Origin of the sequence: Cyanothece sp. BG0011 (assembly GCF_003013815.1) — a bacterium.
Taxonomy (GTDB): domain Bacteria; phylum Cyanobacteriota; class Cyanobacteriia; order Cyanobacteriales; family Microcystaceae; genus Crocosphaera.
Genome location: NZ_PRLH01000138.1, coordinates 1 through 15911, shown reverse-complemented (window position 1 = coordinate 15911; position 15911 = coordinate 1). Strand labels below are relative to the sequence as shown.

The window sequence follows — 15911 nt, the reverse complement described above, 5'->3', positions numbered from 1 at the left end:
CGTGCGAGCATTACTTATTTATCCAGTATTTCCGCCGACTTTTTGGTCCTATGATAAAAGCCTGGAGTTAGTCAACCGTAAGGTTTTATTACCCCCTCTGGGCTTAATTACCGTTGCGGGTATTTTACCCCAAACTTGGGAATTTAAACTGTGCGATCGCAATATTCGTGAGGTAACGGAAGCAGAATGGGATTGGGCCCAAATCGTCATTTTCTCGGCCATGATTGTCCAAAAAGTAGATTTACTGGCACAAATCAAAGAAGCGAAACTACGGGGTAAATGTGTGGCAGTGGGGGGTCCCTATGCCACTTCTGTCCCCTCAGAAGTCAAAGCAGCAGGGGCAGACTTTTTGGTGTTAGATGAAGGAGAAATCACCCTACCTCTGTTTGTGGAGGCTTTACAACGGGGGGAAACCCAAGGAACCCTACGGACAGAGGACAAACCTGATGTTACCTCGACTCCCATTCCTCGCTACGATTTACTAGAGTTAGATGCGTATGACTCGATGTCGGTGCAGTTTTCCAGGGGATGTCCGTTTCAATGTGAATTTTGTGACATTATCATTCTCTATGGACGCAAACCTCGCACCAAAACCCCGGCCCAACTGTTGAAAGAGTTGGACTATCTGTATGAGTTGGGATGGCGACGGGGAGTATTTATGGTGGATGATAATTTTATTGGTAATAAACGCAATGTTAAATTATTGCTTAAAGAATTAAAAATTTGGCAAAAAGACCATCAATATCCTTTTCGGTTTAATACAGAAGCATCGGTAGACCTTGCCCAAGATACTGAATTAATGGAGTTGATGGTAGAATCTAATTTTGATGCTGTCTTTTTAGGTATTGAAACCCCTGACGAAGAGAGTTTAAAGTTAACGAAAAAGTTTCAGAATACCCGTGACTCGTTAACGGATACCATTGATACGTTAATTCGTGCCGGGTTGCGTCCCATGGCCGGGTTTATTATTGGCTTTGATGGGGAAAAAACCGGGGCAGCGTCTCGAATTATTCAATTTGTGGAAAATGCAGCCATTCCTACAGCTATGTTCGGAATGTTACAGGCCCTTCCCCATACAGCTTTATGGCATCGTTTAGAAAAAGAAGGAAGACTGCGAGTTGATAGTAAACAAGATATTAATCAAAGTACCTTAATGAACTTTGTTCCCACTCGTCCCATTGAAGATATCGCCCAAGAATACATAGAAGCCTTTTGGACATTATACGATGCAGAAAATTTTTTAGATCGCACCTATCGTTGTTTTTTGAAGTTAGGAACCCCTAAATGTCATCCTCCTTTTAAGTTGCCGAGTTGGGTAGATTTAAAGGCGTTAACTATTGTCATTTGGCGACAAGGGTTGAAACGGAACACCCGTTGGAAATTTTGGCATCATTTCTTTGGTATTCTTAGACATAATACCCCTGTTTGGGAACATTATCTAACGGTTTGCGCCCACAATGAGCATTTTCTAGAATATCGTGAAATTGTTCGCCAGGAAATTGAACAACAATTACAAGAATTTAAAGCCAGAGAAAAGCAAGCAACCCTTAAACAAGTTGAGTTTAACTAATAAGTTAATTAGAGATCCTTTTTCTAATCTATTAGCCTATTGCCACCCCCTCTAACTCCCCCTTTTGTTAGGGTGAGAACCTTTGCCACCCCCTCTAACTCCCCCTTTTGTTAGGGTGAGAACCTTTGCCACCCCCTCTAACTCCCCCTTTTGTTAGGGTGAGAACCTTTGCCTCTTGCCTCTTGCCCATTCTCTATCTATAACTGATGAGTGATAACTGATAACTGAATAATTGCTTATGATAGATAAAGTAATAAAACTTTACTTATCTTCATGAGTGCCACCCTTTCCCCCTTCACACGAGTCAAAAAGACGTTTAAAGAAACGATATTATTCGGGAATGAACCCACTCCCGAACTTTTTGCCATTCTTAGCGTCTATTTTGTCCAAGGAATCTTAGGTTTAGCCCGTTTAGCGGTGAGTTTCTTCCTCAAAGATGATTTGGGGTTAACTCCTGCCCAAATGGGGGCGTTAACGGGTATTGCTGCCATTCCTTGGGTGATAAAACCCCTGTTTGGCTTTATTTCCGACGGTTTACCGATTTTAAACTATCGTCGTCGCCCTTATTTGGTGATTTCGGGCCTATTAGGCAGTTTATCCTGGATATTATTGGCCACAGTGGTGACAAATGCCTGGTTAGCTAGTTTGACTTTACTGTTAACCTCTCTTTCTGTGGCTATTAGTGATGTCATCGTTGATTCGTTGGTGGTAGAAAGGGCCAGAAAAGAGTCATTAGGTCAAGCGGGATCGTTACAATCCTTGACCTGGGGAATGTCTGCCTTTGGAGGGTTAATTACAGCTTATTTAAGTGGTTGGTTATTAGAACAATTTAGTAACCAAACAGTATTTGAAATTACCGCAATTTTTCCCTTTATTGTCTGTGTAGCTGCTTGGTTTATTGCCGAGGAACCTATTAGTCAAGATGAGTTAGTTTCAACTCAAGAACAGTCGTTAGTTAAACAGCAAATTAAACAGTTATGGCAAGCGATTAAACAGAAATCTATTTTGTTACCAACTATTTTTGTTTTTCTGTGGCAAGCGACCCCTCATGCTGACTCTGCTTTCTTCTATTTTACCACCAATGAATTGGGGTTTGAACCCGAATTTTTAGGGCGAGTTCGCCTAGTGACTAGCATTGCTTCATTGTTAGGGGTATTTCTTTATCAAAAGTTCTTAAAAAATGTTTCCTTTAGAAACATATTAGGGTGGAGTGTGGTCATTTCGGCTGCTTTAGGGATGACTATGTTATTGTTAGTTACCCATACGAATCGAGTATTAGGAATTGACGATCATTGGTTTAGTTTAGGGGACAGTTTAATTTTAACCGTTGCCGGTCAAATTGCTTTTTTACCTATCTTAGTTTTATCCGCTAGATTATGTCCTAAAGGCATCGAAGCCACCCTCTTTGCTTTATTGATGTCCATTGTTAATCTGGCTGGTTTATTAGCCCATGAACTAGGGGCATTAATCACCCATTGGTTAGGAGTAACGGAAACTAATTTTGATAACCTGTGGTTACTGGTTATTATCACGAATCTTTCCACTTTATTACCGTTACCTTTGGTAAAATGGTTGCCAAATAGCGATCCTCAAGTTCAAGAGAGAGAGGAAAAAGAAAATGCAAACTATATGGGCGAAGCTTACGAACACCATGCTTTAGGGACAGTCCCAGATGATGGTATGATGCCTGAAGTTTTACCCGAATTTGTTGCCAATAAGAACAAGTAAACCCTTTTAAAATAATCGATAGCCATGACCAATTTAATGAGCCAAGAAAAAGAAACCTTATGCTATGATCGTCAGCAATGGCGACAAGGTTATCAATCTCAGCCTAATGAATATGACTATTTTATTGAGGATATAGAGGGAAAAGTACCTGAAGAGTTACAAGGGACTTTGTTTAGAAATGGTCCTGGTTTATTAGAGGTACAAGGGACTCCCTTAAAACATCCTTTCGACGGAGATGGGATGATTTGTGCTATTTCGTTTTTACCTAATGGAAAAGTTCATTTTCGTAACCGTTTTGTTCGCACCGAAGGCTATGTTAAAGAACAAAACACAGGAAAAATGATCTATCGCGGGGTGTTTGGTACACAGAAACCCGGCGGATGGCTCAATAATATTTTTGATGTTAATATTAAAAATATTGCTAATACTAATGTCGTTTATTGGGGCAATAAATTACTCGCACTTTGGGAAGCTGCTGAACCTTATCAACTTGATCCTAAAACCTTAGAAACCATAGGAATCGATTATTTAGATGGTGTATTAAACCCTGGTGAGTCTATTTCTGCACATCCTCGTTTTGACCCTACTTCTGAGTTAGATAAGGGACAACCTTGTTTAGTTAATTTCTCTATTAAACCAGGACTTTCGAGTAAAATTACTATCTATGAATTTGCAGAAAATGGTAGCTTATTACGTCGTCATTCCCATACCGTTCCTGGGTTTTCTTTTATCCATGATTTTGCCATTACGCCTCATTATTGTCTCTTATTACAAAACCCTGTAACCTTCAATCCTCTCCCCTATTTTTTAGGGTTAAAAGGTGCTGGAGAATGTGTTAATTTTCATCCTAAAAAACCCAGTCAATTAATTATTATTCCCCGAAAACCTCCTTATGAGAAGATGAAAGTTTTAGAAACAAATGCAGGGTTTGTCTTTCATCATATTAATGCTTTTGAGAAAGATAATAACATTTATCTAGATTCAATTTGTTATGATTCTCTTCCTCAAGTTAAACCGAATACTGACTATAAAGAAACCGATTTTGAAAATTTAGATCCTGGACAAATCTATCGCTTTAAAATTGATCTAAATAAAGAAACAATTGACCCAGAAATGCTCGAAAGTCGCTGTTGTGAATTTTCCGATATTCACCCCAATAATGTTGGGAGAAACTATCGTTATTTATTTATAGGAACGGCCCATAAAAATCAAGGTAATGCACCCTTACAAGCTATCCTAAAACTAGACTTATTAACAGGTAAAAAACAAGTCCATTCTTTTGCCCCACAAGGTTATGTCGGTGAACCCATTTTTGTCCCTAAACCTAAGGCAACCCGTGAGGACGAAGGATGGGTATTAGTGATGGTTTATGATGGAGATAAACACCGTTCTGATATCGTTATTTTAGATGGAGAAAACTTAGAAAAAGAAGCGATCGCCACCTTACATCTTAAACATCATATTCCCTACGGATTACACGGAAACTGGACTTCTGAGGTATTTATTTAATAAAAATAAGGGACAATTCATGAATTGTCCCTAACCCTCTAGATCAATTTTTTTTACTAAAAATCTTATTGAATTATAGCACTACAAAAAATAGTTAGGACACTCGTTAACCTTGAAACTATTATCTAATCAACCATTGCCACCCCCTCTAACTCCCCCTTTTGTTAGGGTTAGGGGGAGAACCCTTGCCTATTCCCCAGTGCGTAGCACTAAAAGCCTTATGCTTCTAATAAGACTTTGTTTTTGGCCTCTAACTTAAGTTGATATAAGTTTTCTAGAAGATGACTAATTTTCTTATAATTGTAAGGAAAAGGCGGTTTCATGGGTCGATAATCTAAAGGATGAGATTCCCCATGACGTAAGACAGCATTAACCATTACACAATCTTCTGAACTCAAATTAATTGCCCCATGAGGAACCCCTGGAGGAATCGTAATCACTTGTGGATTATATTCACTTAAGGGGATATAATGGTATTGTTTATTGTGGAGTGCAACCAGAATAAAACTACCCCGAACCACTAATAATTGATCCGTTTGATAATGGTGTACAAATAGTTCGTCAATGGTGCCACTGGGAACTTCTACTAACATGGTCTCGTCACTGGATTGTGGGGTGTAAAATTGGGCCATTCCCCCTTGTATAGATTTGAGTTGGTGTAGCGATATTCCTTCTTTTAAACTCATATTAATTCTCCATTCTTTTCACTTTTTTTTGATCTTAACAATTCTTACTATAAAAATATGTAAAACAAATCACATAACGTTACCATTATGTGATATGAGTTCAAAAGTAAAGTAAATGGGTTCTATGGTTAGGAAGAAGCTTGACCCCCATACATCTCTATCAAAACCAAAGCCGGATCGAGATATTCTCCCCGATACTTTAATCCCCAATGCAGATGGGGTCCTGTAGTACGTCCTGTCATGCCGACACGACCAATTCTCGCCCCGGCAGGAACATCTTGACCCAACCAGAGAACCAGTCCCCCTTCCCTATCGACAAAATAGCGGCCTTGGGAACTCTCTTCAACGCTTCCCATCAAATGACAATAGATATGAGTCCATTGTCCCGATTGAATGGTAATCATGGTTCCGCAGGCGGTATGATCGGAAAGGGCAACCACCCGTCCCCCCACCAGTTACGAACATAACTCCCCAAAGGTGCAGCCATATCTAACCCCCGATGAAATTGAGATTGTCCCGTAATGGGAGAGGTTCGATAACCGTAACCAGAGGTATAGGTTTGGAAATTTTCCACAGGAAAGGAGGCATATTGCCAGGTATTAGTCGAATTGGTTGCAGGGACATATTGAGCCTGAGAAGGAAACTGTCGCCAACCATTGACACTCACAGGAACCATTAACGCAACTATCCCTAGAGATACCAACCAACGGCATGAGGAACGAACCCCCTGAAGCTTACGTCTAATACTTTTGAATTGTTGCATAATAACATCACTCACACCAAATGATACTAAGTCTGATTATCATAGGTTACTAACGAAAATAGGCAAAAGGCAAGAGGCAACAGGCAACAGTTTTACTCTCCCTATGCTCCTCTGCTTCGGCGCTCCCCTGCTTACTATTGGCACAAAGATTTCTGATTTTTTGTAGATTTTTGAGCAATTTTGTTAAAATCTAAAAACCATTAATCCTTCTTTAATAAACAGTTGACATGAGTCATGGTTATTGATTTTATCCCTTTTCGCTTTTCTATTAATACCGTTGTCATTGCCGGTACTTGTTTATGGTCATTATCTCTTTATTTAGGGCTTTCTTCTATGAGAGAAGGTATTATAGAAGGGTTAAATCGTTGGTTTAATTTTGCAGAGCGATCGCTTTATATTTCTCAAGACGAATTTGATAAAACCCGTGACGCAAGGGAGTCTCAAAACGCTTTTTATGCCTCTCTGTTTAGTATTATTCCCTTTTTTATTTTGGGAGGATTATGTAATTGGGGTATCGAGTTGGGACTCGGCCAAAGTTGGTCTATCAGTATGGGAATGTTAGCTTGTATGGCTTGCGCTGTGTATGAATTAGGCCGGAGAAGTACCTAAACCAATTAATTATAATTAATCAAGATAGTTATGGAGCAAGCAACATTTGGAGCCGGTTGTTTTTGGGGAGTAGAGGCTGCTTTTCGTCGGTTAAAAGGGGTCGTTTCTACTTCTGTGGGTTATATGGGAGGACATTGGCCTAACCCATCTTATTTGGATGTATGTGCCAGGATAACCGGTCATGCAGAGGTGGCACAAGTAGACTATGATCCGACCATCATTAGTTATCAACAACTATTAGAAACCTTTTGGGAAATCCACGATCCCACCAGTTTAAACCGCCAAGGACCCGATCGCGGAGAACAGTATCGTTCCGTTATTTTTTACCATAATTCCCAACAAGAAAAAATAGCAAGAGAGTCTAAATTAAAACAGCAAAATTCGGGTCAATATGATCAAGATATTGTGACAGAAATTAAACCAGCATCAGATTATTATTTAGCAGAAGACTATCATCAACAATATTTTGAAAAACAACCCACTCAATAAAGAGGTTTGGAAGAATTAATCATCTTCTTCCAAACCATTAAACTTCGGCTTCCCTCAGTTTCCAGAGGAGGTTAAGGATAGGGTTTTGAGAATGGCGATCGCTTCTCGATAACGATCTAAATTGACATGGTGAACTTCTAAGCCGGTGCCAATTTCTTGAAGTAGCATCAAGGTCAGTTCACCCCCTAAGTGTTCTTGAAATTCTTTTAACCCGGCAAATAAAGAGTCAGGATGATCATCGCGATCGAGGTGTGTCGAAAGTTCTGGAACATAAAGGGCAAACCCCAGAGTTTTGAGGGTGTGGCAAATACGCTCCCAGTCAGTTTTTGACAGGAGTTGAGAGAGATAAGAATAGGTACAGTCGAGGGCAATGCCGATGGCTACGGCTTCCCCGTGACGGAGATGATAATCGGTCAAAGACTCTAAACGATGGGCAGCCCAATGGCCAAAATCCAGGGGACGAGATGATCCCATTTCAAACGGGTCCCCTTGTCGGGCGATGTGGGCCATATGGAGTTGGGCGCAGCGATAAATTACCTGTTGCATCGGAGCCATGTTGCGATTGGCGATCGCTTCGGCCTGTTCCTCGATAGCTTCAAAAAAATTGGCATCCTTAATCAAAGCCACCTTAACCGCTTCAGCTACCCCACCTCGCCAGTCCCGATCATCGAGGGTGGTTAAAAAACTAAAATCGTTCAATACCGCATAGGGTGGGGCGAAGGTTCCTAAAAAGTTCTTTTTACCGAAGGTATTGACCCCATTTTTGACCCCCACCCCAGAGTCATTCTGAGCCAACACCGTAGTGGGAACCCGAATCAGACGAATACCTCGATGGGTGGTGGCCGCGACATAACCCACGAGATCCAACACCGCCCCCCCTCCGATGGCCACGACATAAGAATGACGACATAACCCGGTGCGATTCATTTGGTTTTGTAAATATTTAATCAGGGCCGGTTCATTCTTGGCAGTTTCTCCCCCAGGAATGACAATGGGAGCAGCCTTTAACTTAAGTAAGTTAGGGTATTTCTGGCTATACTGCTCGATTTGTCGGAGGAGATGGGGATGATGAGGGAGTAAACCATCATCAACAATGACGACAAGCTGTCTAGCCCCTTGTTGACCATCAGCAGCAATCATGTCAGCCAACAGAGAATTATTAGGGTGAAATAATTGCTCTGTGAAATAAACATCGTATTGAAAGGTTACCGTAAATTGTTGTCGAATGGGGGAAGGAATATCAGATTTAAAGGCCCGATTAATAGACGATGTAAAGGGTTGAGAAAAACTGGTGATCACAAGAAACCTCTAAGAAACTAATTAAAGACAGGAGTCAGAAGATAAAGAGAAAACAAAAGAATTTTTACTGATAATTCCGATTGATGTAGGGGCTTAATGATATTAAGCCCTCATAGACCGGTTGCCCTGAATGGATAATAAACTAGGTGATAGCAAATAGATTCCCTAAGAAACGGGATAGGACCAAGAGAGAGAGAACTGCTAAACCATAAAGCCAACCGGCAAAACCAGCCGCCACCGCAGCATCTAAGACAATTAAAGAAAGTACCCCCGATTTCACGGCTTTCTGCACCGTCATCGCACTGGGATCTTGGGCTGCTTGGATAAAAGGGGGTAATACCAACCCGGCAAATAACAGGGTAAAAGGAAAACAATAACGCCAGTGGTAAACGTCTAGGGTTCCTAACCCTAACACACCCGCCATCACCAACAAAGCGAGGATAATGGCCAACCATCCTGTGGACTGTTGACCCCCTTTGACTTCCCCCTGACTAACAGCCGTCACTGCAGCGATATAAACAATGGGAATGAAGACCAAAAACCACCGTTGAGAGAGCATCATCGGCATCACGCTGATGCCAAGTAACAGATTTCCCCCTCGGCATAACCCCATATTCAACGGTCCAAACCATGGGTGATGCTTACCAAAAGCGTCATAAATTAAGGCCGCCATAGCCACAGCGATCGCCATCACCGCACTCACCCCCCCAACCTGGGCGGCCGCTAAAATGCCTATGCCCAATAACCCACTTCCTAACAGAATAGCTGCCCTTGGAGAAACATCACCCCGAGGCAGTGGCCGTTCAGGCCGTTCAACACGGTCTAATTCCAGGTCAAAGACATCGTTAAAGACCACACCACCCCCATAAAGCCCACTGGTAGCAAGTAGTAACCAGATCAGGGGGGTTAATTCATTGGTTGTCAAATTCCCTGCCCAGACATCGGCCATCAGACTCACGCCACCCGCCGCCGCATAACCCACTAAAATATCTGCCCAAGCCGTCACAATATTAGCCGGACGCATCAACTGTAAATAACCCCAGATCGAGGGTGAGTTAATTGCTTGTGTTTGCATCATTAAATACCTTGTTTGTTAACGGATAATGATTGATTCTTGAAAGGGCTTTTCTACCATAGGAGTTTGTCCTCGTAGCACTGAGTTACCCTCATAGAGTTGTCGCTGATCGATGGCCGTAGGTTCGAGCCAGTGTTCTTCTTTCATTTCTCCACTTTGACCATAGGCTTTAAGGGCGTTGCCATAACAAACGGCTTTAACTTGAGCTTCGGGAATATTACTTTCTAACATCAGTTGAGCCGTTTTCGGAACGGCAAGAGGATCACTCATTCCCCAGTCCGCTGCACTATCGATAATAATGCGATCGCTTCCGTACTTCTTCACCAGTTCTACCATGCGCTCATTGCCCATTTTGGTATTGGGATAAATAGAAAAGGCACACCAAAAACCGCGATCGAGCACTTCGTCTACTATCTCTTCATTGGCGTGATCAATAATCACCTGCAAGGGATCTAATCCTTCCTCTAGACAAATGTCCATGCTGCGACTGGTTCCTTCTTTTTTATTACGGTGGGGGGTATGGACTAAAACCAGTTTGTCGAGTTCCTTGGCCAGTTTTAACTGGAGACGAAAATATTTTTCTTCGGCCTCGGTCATATCATCAAAACCCACTTCTCCTAAGGCCACCACCCCTTCTTTGCAAGCATACAAGGGTAACAACTCCATCACCTGTTCGGCCAAGGGTTCGTTATTAGCTTCTTTGGGGTTAATGGAAATGGTGCAGTAATGGCGAATGCCAAATTGTTCGGCTCGAAACCGTTCCCAACCGATCAAGCTATTAAAATAATCTTGAAAGGTTCCCACATGGGTGCGCGGTTGGCCTAGCCAAAATGAGGGTTCAATGATCGCAACCACGCCGTACTCTTTCATGACGAGATAGTCGTAAGTGGTGCGTGAGGTCATGTGAATGTGAGGATCAATGACCATCATATTGTCGATTAGCATTGTATTTTCTCCTGTTTTATTATGAATCAGTTTTATAAGTAGTCGGGACTTAATTAAAGATGGGTTTGACTGAAACTCTCCCAGGTGAGTTGCCCTTGTTCAATGGCTTGTTTGAGCGTCGGAACCCTATCTAATAGAGCTTGGGCCTCAGCCGAACCCCTATAACAGGCCAGAGCAGCCGCTTGCTGCTCAAAGGGTTCCCCTTCCCTTAGCACCTTGTCTAAGTCTGCGAGGATTTCACCCTCGGTAAATGAACCCATACCTCGCCACAGTTGAGGGTTAACGCTACGACCAGCAGACCATCGTTCATGGGCATAGTCAGAAAGCATTTTGGCTAATTTAGCATTGACACGGGAGTCGAGTCCTTGAATTTGACTGAGATGACTCTCCACAAACAACGCCTTAAGCACCATTTGGTTCCAAGCCGCTTCATCAAAATAGTCCGCCGGATAGGGATTATGCAGTGCGATCGCATTAAAAACCGTCACCATATTGGTGCGGAGTCCTTCAATGGCCCTGGCTTTCAACTGTTCGGGATAGGGCAACACCGGCAGACTTTGATACAAGGCGATTTGTTCAGCCACATCGGCGGCTGAAAAGAGCTTTTCAATGGAGGCTAGATAGTCATCAGCATCCTCTGCACGAAAATTGAGCAGTAAAAGGGTTCGCACGGTTTGATCCACGGTCCAATACTCTGGCATCCACCCTGGGCGCAGTTGACGGGCTGTGCTTAACGCTTCTTGACTCAAACTTAAGTTGGCTTTACCCACTTGACGGGCCGCTTGACTAAACCCGATGAATAAGGTTTGTTGTGATGGGTTTTCTGACAACTTTTCCATTGTCCAATTGAGCCAAGTTAAGGCGGACTGATGTAACTGCTTTTCTAAGCAGTTCTGAAGATAGTTAAGAATGCCACTGGTTTTTGATGTTTCCGTGGGGTGTTGAATAGATGCAATCATAATGGTTGAAATTTGCCTAAAAAGTTCTTAAGAAACAGAATGATTGTGGGATGGGATTCAATTGAGCATTTTTCGAGTTTGACCCCGTTGCCACCACAAGAAACCCACTGCCACTAATGCGATCAAAGCCCCGAAAAATTCTCTCGTTAGTTCCACTTGGGGATTGACGGGGGACATACTGTTATTGGTCATGCTAAAACTGCCACTGGCTAGATTAGCCATAAAGCCTGGAATGGTCACACTCACTTGATAGGCACAAAAAAAAGCAAACAAGAGATAGAGCAGTTTCGGAAAAACCCCCTTCATGGCTAACCCAAATAGTAAGGCCACCAGTCCATAGAACATCATCCACATCCAGACATCTATCACGCTAGGTTTAAAATAGATTTCGGCGTTATTGTCCTCATGCTGTAGCCAAGCAAAAACAATAAAGGATATGGCTCCAAAACCGTTTAATACATTAAAAATTGTTCGATTCATCGGATTTGACTCTCTCACCACTGAATAATTGCCGATCTGCTAGAATTAAATTAATCGTTGAGATGCGCTCTGAGTGGAGTTCGGTTTAAGAAAGGGAGGAAACAGGAGAAAATTGTTTACTGCGATCCCCCCCACACCTGTGTTGTATGTTTTTGTCTTATGGCGAACTCAAATGACTTAAGAGCGTTTGCCTTTTTTTCTAAGCAGTGTCATTAAACCGAATGCGACGGTTGTACCCAGGACACCAGTGGGTTCAGGTACTGAAGTTGGATCTTGCTCTTCAGGTACGTCTATGGCGATAAAATCCATATCTACAGAAATCTCAGTTGGGTTACCTTGTCTTAACCACATGGAATAGGTTCCGGCTCCCAAAGGTGTATCAAATCCTAATGCTCCTGCTTGCCAAGTGTTCGGTAAATTAACAAGGTTAGCCTCAAGGGTCTCGATGTCTGATTCTGTCAATCCTGGGATACCATCATAGGGATCTTCGTCCACTTCTAACTGAAAATAATCCGCATCTAACCCACCCACTTCGTCTGGTGATAGATTAGAGTCTGCCATCTCTTCAAAAATTTTATTGGTACCAACTTGGGTACTTCTTAGATGAGACCACCCTAACAGTCCTGTCGCTCCGAATCCTGCTGGGTTACTATTAGGAAAGGTGAAGTCAAAAACATCTCCCTCTTGCATAGCAATGAAAGCAATATCTTCAAACTCAGGAGAGGCACTCCAGCTATTAAGAACGATCGCTTCTAATGCCTGTCCTTCATCGATGGTAAAGGTGAAATAATCTAAACCTGAGCCATCAAGTTGTTTAGAAAATGTTGCTTTGAGGTTATTGAACCCAGACATTAATGAACCTAAGTCAGTTGCTGTTAACCCAGCATCAGACAAGTCTCCATCCGTGGCTTCATCATAAGAACCACCAAACATTGAAAAGGCATTAGCTGCACTAGGAAAACTGAGAGCAATCATTCCTGTAACAATTGCTACAGGAAGTTTTTTTAGTAAGTGTTTCACGATACAAAATCTCCAAAAACTGAATAATTGGTGAATGAATCGTTCGTATTCTAGAAAATCTTTTGTGAATTATCCACGTCAATGACATTAAAAAAATATAAACAAGTTATGTCAAATTTAGACATAAAAAAAGAAATTTTAATGATTACTGAGGAACAAAAAAGCTGTAAAACCTCATCAGCTATAGATATTAAGGGTTCATTAAATCAGATAGTTATGTATAATTATTTATCATCATCTATCGATAAAATAGAGAATCAAAGAAACTATTGTCATATTTTTATGACAATAGTTTGACGACTTTCTCTCTTGGAAAAAATCAGTTAATATAGTATTAAAATTTAGTTTCCTAACCAATGAAGTTTGTAGGGGTTAACAACCGTTAACCCTTGCAATATCTAATGAACTGATGATTACTCATCCTCAGACGGTAGGATGGGCAAGTCAAAGACTTATGGAAACTAACTTTATTCTTGGAAACCTTGCCCACCCTACAAAATTCGTTGTTATTCTCCAGGAAAAGTCTCTAATATCTAATTAGCTTATTATGAGTTATTCTCAGGCAAAGAAGGACGAAAACATAAATAGATTAAACTTCCCAATAAAGGAATTAAACTAACGGTCCAAAATAAAGCATCATTTTCCATATTTCTCCGTAACATATCATCCTTAATAATAAAGGGAAAAATGAAACAAAGACAGAGTAAATCTAAACTCATCACATTAATAAATCGTCTGGTTTGCCATTCTTGAATAAAGTCTGAACCATTTCCAGATATGATACCCCAACTGATAAAAACAATTAAAGTTATACTTAGAAAAATATGAAGTAAACGGGAATCAGCAAGTTTAATCAGTAGATTTTTTTTTCCAGTAAATTTAGGGTTAGGTTCCCGTAAAATTAAATAAGGAATTACCGCAAAAGTTCCCACTGCTAAAGAAGCGATCGCAAAAGGCCAAGCGACTATTTTTTGCTCTCTTCCATCGATAAATAAAAGGTTAGCATAAATGACAGTAACTAAACCAATACTATTAAATACAGCAATAATTAAAGGGTTAATATTATCCCAGTTTCCAGTTGATAGATTTTGGATCAATTCTAGGGTATCAGGTTGACCCGGAGGGGCTAATAAAAAACCATAAATAACAAATCCTACCCATAGTAAACTAAGAAAAATTTTGGCAATCATTTTTATTTTCCATCTTTAACTATTAAAATATAACATAACTTGAGTTTAGAATATCTTTTTTGATTAGGATTTCTATTCTTAATGAGTAACTATGTAGATGCTTATAAATAAACGTAAGGTGGGCAATGCTAAGAAAAAACTTACAAACCCGAACCAGAAACCATTGAAGACATTGCCCACCCTACAAGTTTTATTCATTTAATTATGCCTACCTACTTAATAATTATTCATTATTAATTATTAATTGCTGAGTGAGCCATTGATCAATATCTTTTAAAACTTTTTCAGGGATTTCCCAAGGAAAGAGATGAGCATGATTTGGGTAACAAATATAATGAGAATTTCTTAAATTGTTTGCCGTTTCTTCGCTTGATTGTGCCGTAATATGTCGATCTTCTGAACCAGCTAAGACTAAACAAGGAATATCTATTTTATCTAATTCTTGAAGACGATTATATCTGGCTTTTAAGGCATTAGATAAAGCTTGATTAGCAGGTTGAGATGTTTGTAAATAGGCTTTAACTCCATACTTGGCTAAATATTCATAAGCTAAAGGAGTTTGTTGACCAATTAAATAACGAAATAAAGACTTTTTTGCAAAGGTATTAATATTCCATTGCCATCCTGGTTTTAAATAGTTTAAAATTCCGGCTATTCCTGCATAAACTAACTCTTGATTACTCACTTTAGGATGATTTCCATAAGGTCTGGCAGCAGAAGCAATTAAAATCAAACCAGTGAACTTTTCAGGATATTGTAAAATTAATTCTAAGGCTAAAATCCCCCCTAACGACCATCCTAATAAAAGACATTGCTCCATGTTATAGTCATCTAATAATTCTTTTAAATCAATGAGATGATCCCTCATGTCAAACTGTTTTTTATAACGACTATTTCCATATCCTCGTAAGTCAGGAGATATAGTTAAAAACCGTTGAGAAAGATGGTCAGTAAACACCGATAAACTATGACCCGAACCCGGATGACCATGTAAACATAAAATGGGATAGCCTTGACCTTTAATCGTGACGTGAAGTTTCATGAAAATAGTTTAATCCAACCTCGATGAAAAGCAAACTCTAAACAAACACGAGCAACCATAAAACAAATAATACTTTCTATGCCTAAGATAGCTAATTGTCCCCAATGATGGAAAACATCAGAAGATAGTTCGACCGGAACCAACCCCCTAACTAACCCAAAGGCCAACACTGCGCCATCTTTTAAATGACCATTCTTATCGGTGCGAATAATGTAACGATAAGTAACAGCAAAAAGAAAACCGCTAATAAAGGCGATGGCGACTTTAACCCCTAAACTAACGACATCTGCAACAGAGACATCCCAAGTGGTGTAATTAATGGCTAAGATCAAGACATAGGCCACTGTAAAGGCCATTCCCCCTAAATATCCTGCTTTGACCGACTCAATCCGTTCTAAGTTTGACATTGTAATTGATTCTACTATCCACAACCTCACCAAATAGAAGTATCATAGTTTGTGTCGTTTTGATACTCACGTCATTTTATAGACATAAATCGCTATGGATATTTTAGCTCTCGTTGGGTTAGCGTGTTAGCTTTATTCAC

General features: G+C 40.6%; 15 protein-coding genes and 1 pseudogene. 5 read left to right on the top strand and 11 right to left on the bottom strand.

All coding sequences use genetic code 11. The annotated features are described in order from the left end of the window. The first annotated feature begins 1 nt into the window (after nt 1). From C4E06_RS17025 to C4E06_RS17015, 3 genes are all read left to right on the top strand, one after another. Nucleotides 2–1570: a B12-binding domain-containing radical SAM protein gene (locus tag C4E06_RS17025; protein ID WP_107669132.1), complete on the top strand. Its 1569-nt coding sequence runs from the start codon at nt 2–4 to the stop codon at nt 1568–1570. A gap of 273 nt (nt 1571–1843) precedes the next feature. Beyond that, entirely contained in the window at nt 1844–3298 is a 1455-nt protein-coding gene (locus tag C4E06_RS17020; protein ID WP_107669131.1) for a folate/biopterin family MFS transporter, read from the top strand. A 24-nt stretch (nt 3299–3322) separates the two neighbouring features. Further along, nucleotides 3323–4807 (top strand): carotenoid oxygenase family protein, encoded by a 1485-nt coding sequence (locus C4E06_RS17015; protein WP_107669130.1) that lies wholly within the window; start codon nt 3323–3325, stop codon nt 4805–4807. 218 nt (nt 4808–5025) lie between these two features. On the opposite strand, the gene C4E06_RS17010 is transcribed toward C4E06_RS17015, so the two are convergent. Both C4E06_RS17010 and C4E06_RS17005 read right to left on the bottom strand, forming a co-directional pair. Further along, entirely contained in the window at nt 5026–5493 is a 468-nt protein-coding gene (locus C4E06_RS17010) for a dTDP-4-dehydrorhamnose 3,5-epimerase (RefSeq protein ID WP_107669129.1), read from the bottom strand. A gap of 128 nt (nt 5494–5621) precedes the next feature. Further along, nucleotides 5622–6256: pseudogene (locus C4E06_RS17005) on the bottom strand (M23 family metallopeptidase). Nucleotides 6257–6490: 234 nt separating this feature from the next. On the opposite strand from C4E06_RS17005, the gene C4E06_RS17000 reads away from it, so the two are divergent. Next, nucleotides 6491–6865, top strand: coding sequence for a hypothetical protein (locus C4E06_RS17000; RefSeq protein ID WP_107669128.1), 375 nt, complete (start codon nt 6491–6493; stop codon nt 6863–6865). 30 nt (nt 6866–6895) lie between these two features. Then, complete coding sequence (gene msrA, locus C4E06_RS16995; protein ID WP_107669127.1) at nt 6896–7354, top strand: peptide-methionine (S)-S-oxide reductase MsrA; 459 nt, start codon at nt 6896–6898, stop codon at nt 7352–7354. Nucleotides 7355–7408: 54 nt separating this feature from the next. Here msrA and C4E06_RS16990 read toward each other — a convergent pair whose 3' ends face one another. The 9 genes from C4E06_RS16990 to C4E06_RS16945 all read right to left on the bottom strand — a co-directional run bounded on the left by C4E06_RS16990 (nt 7409) and on the right by C4E06_RS16945 (nt 15771). Further along, a complete protein-coding gene (locus C4E06_RS16990) occupies nt 7409–8653 on the bottom strand; it encodes a 3-dehydroquinate synthase (protein WP_107669126.1) in 1245 nt (414 codons plus the stop codon). A gap of 142 nt (nt 8654–8795) precedes the next feature. After that, nucleotides 8796–9728 (bottom strand): UbiA-like protein EboC, encoded by a 933-nt coding sequence (gene eboC / locus C4E06_RS16985; protein ID WP_107669125.1) that lies wholly within the window; start codon nt 9726–9728, stop codon nt 8796–8798. A gap of 18 nt (nt 9729–9746) precedes the next feature. Then, the gene (locus C4E06_RS16980; protein ID WP_107669124.1) at nt 9747–10673 is read right to left on the bottom strand and encodes a TatD family hydrolase; all 927 of its coding nucleotides are present in this window, start codon (nt 10671–10673) and stop codon (nt 9747–9749) included. 53 nt (nt 10674–10726) lie between these two features. Then, entirely contained in the window at nt 10727–11632 is a 906-nt protein-coding gene (locus C4E06_RS16975) for an EboA family metabolite traffic protein (RefSeq protein WP_107669123.1), read from the bottom strand. 57 nt (nt 11633–11689) lie between these two features. Then, nucleotides 11690–12112, bottom strand: coding sequence for a transmembrane 220 family protein (locus C4E06_RS16970; RefSeq protein ID WP_107669122.1), 423 nt, complete (start codon nt 12110–12112; stop codon nt 11690–11692). Between the two features lie 177 nt (nt 12113–12289). Next, nucleotides 12290–13132, bottom strand: coding sequence for a PEP-CTERM sorting domain-containing protein (locus tag C4E06_RS16965; RefSeq protein ID WP_107669121.1), 843 nt, complete (start codon nt 13130–13132; stop codon nt 12290–12292). A gap of 545 nt (nt 13133–13677) precedes the next feature. Then, nucleotides 13678–14322 carry a DUF2834 domain-containing protein gene (locus tag C4E06_RS16955; protein WP_107669119.1) on the bottom strand — a complete coding sequence of 215 codons (645 nt, stop codon included), beginning with the start codon at nt 14320–14322 and terminating at the stop codon, nt 13678–13680. A gap of 223 nt (nt 14323–14545) precedes the next feature. Beyond that, nucleotides 14546–15364, bottom strand: coding sequence for an alpha/beta fold hydrolase (locus C4E06_RS16950; protein WP_107669118.1), 819 nt, complete (start codon nt 15362–15364; stop codon nt 14546–14548). Further along, on the bottom strand, nt 15361–15771 hold the full coding sequence (locus tag C4E06_RS16945; protein ID WP_107669117.1) for a hypothetical protein: 411 nt from the start codon (nt 15769–15771) through the stop codon (nt 15361–15363). The genes C4E06_RS16950 and C4E06_RS16945 overlap by 4 nt, the downstream gene beginning before the upstream one ends. Between the last annotated feature and the right edge of the window lie 140 nt (nt 15772–15911).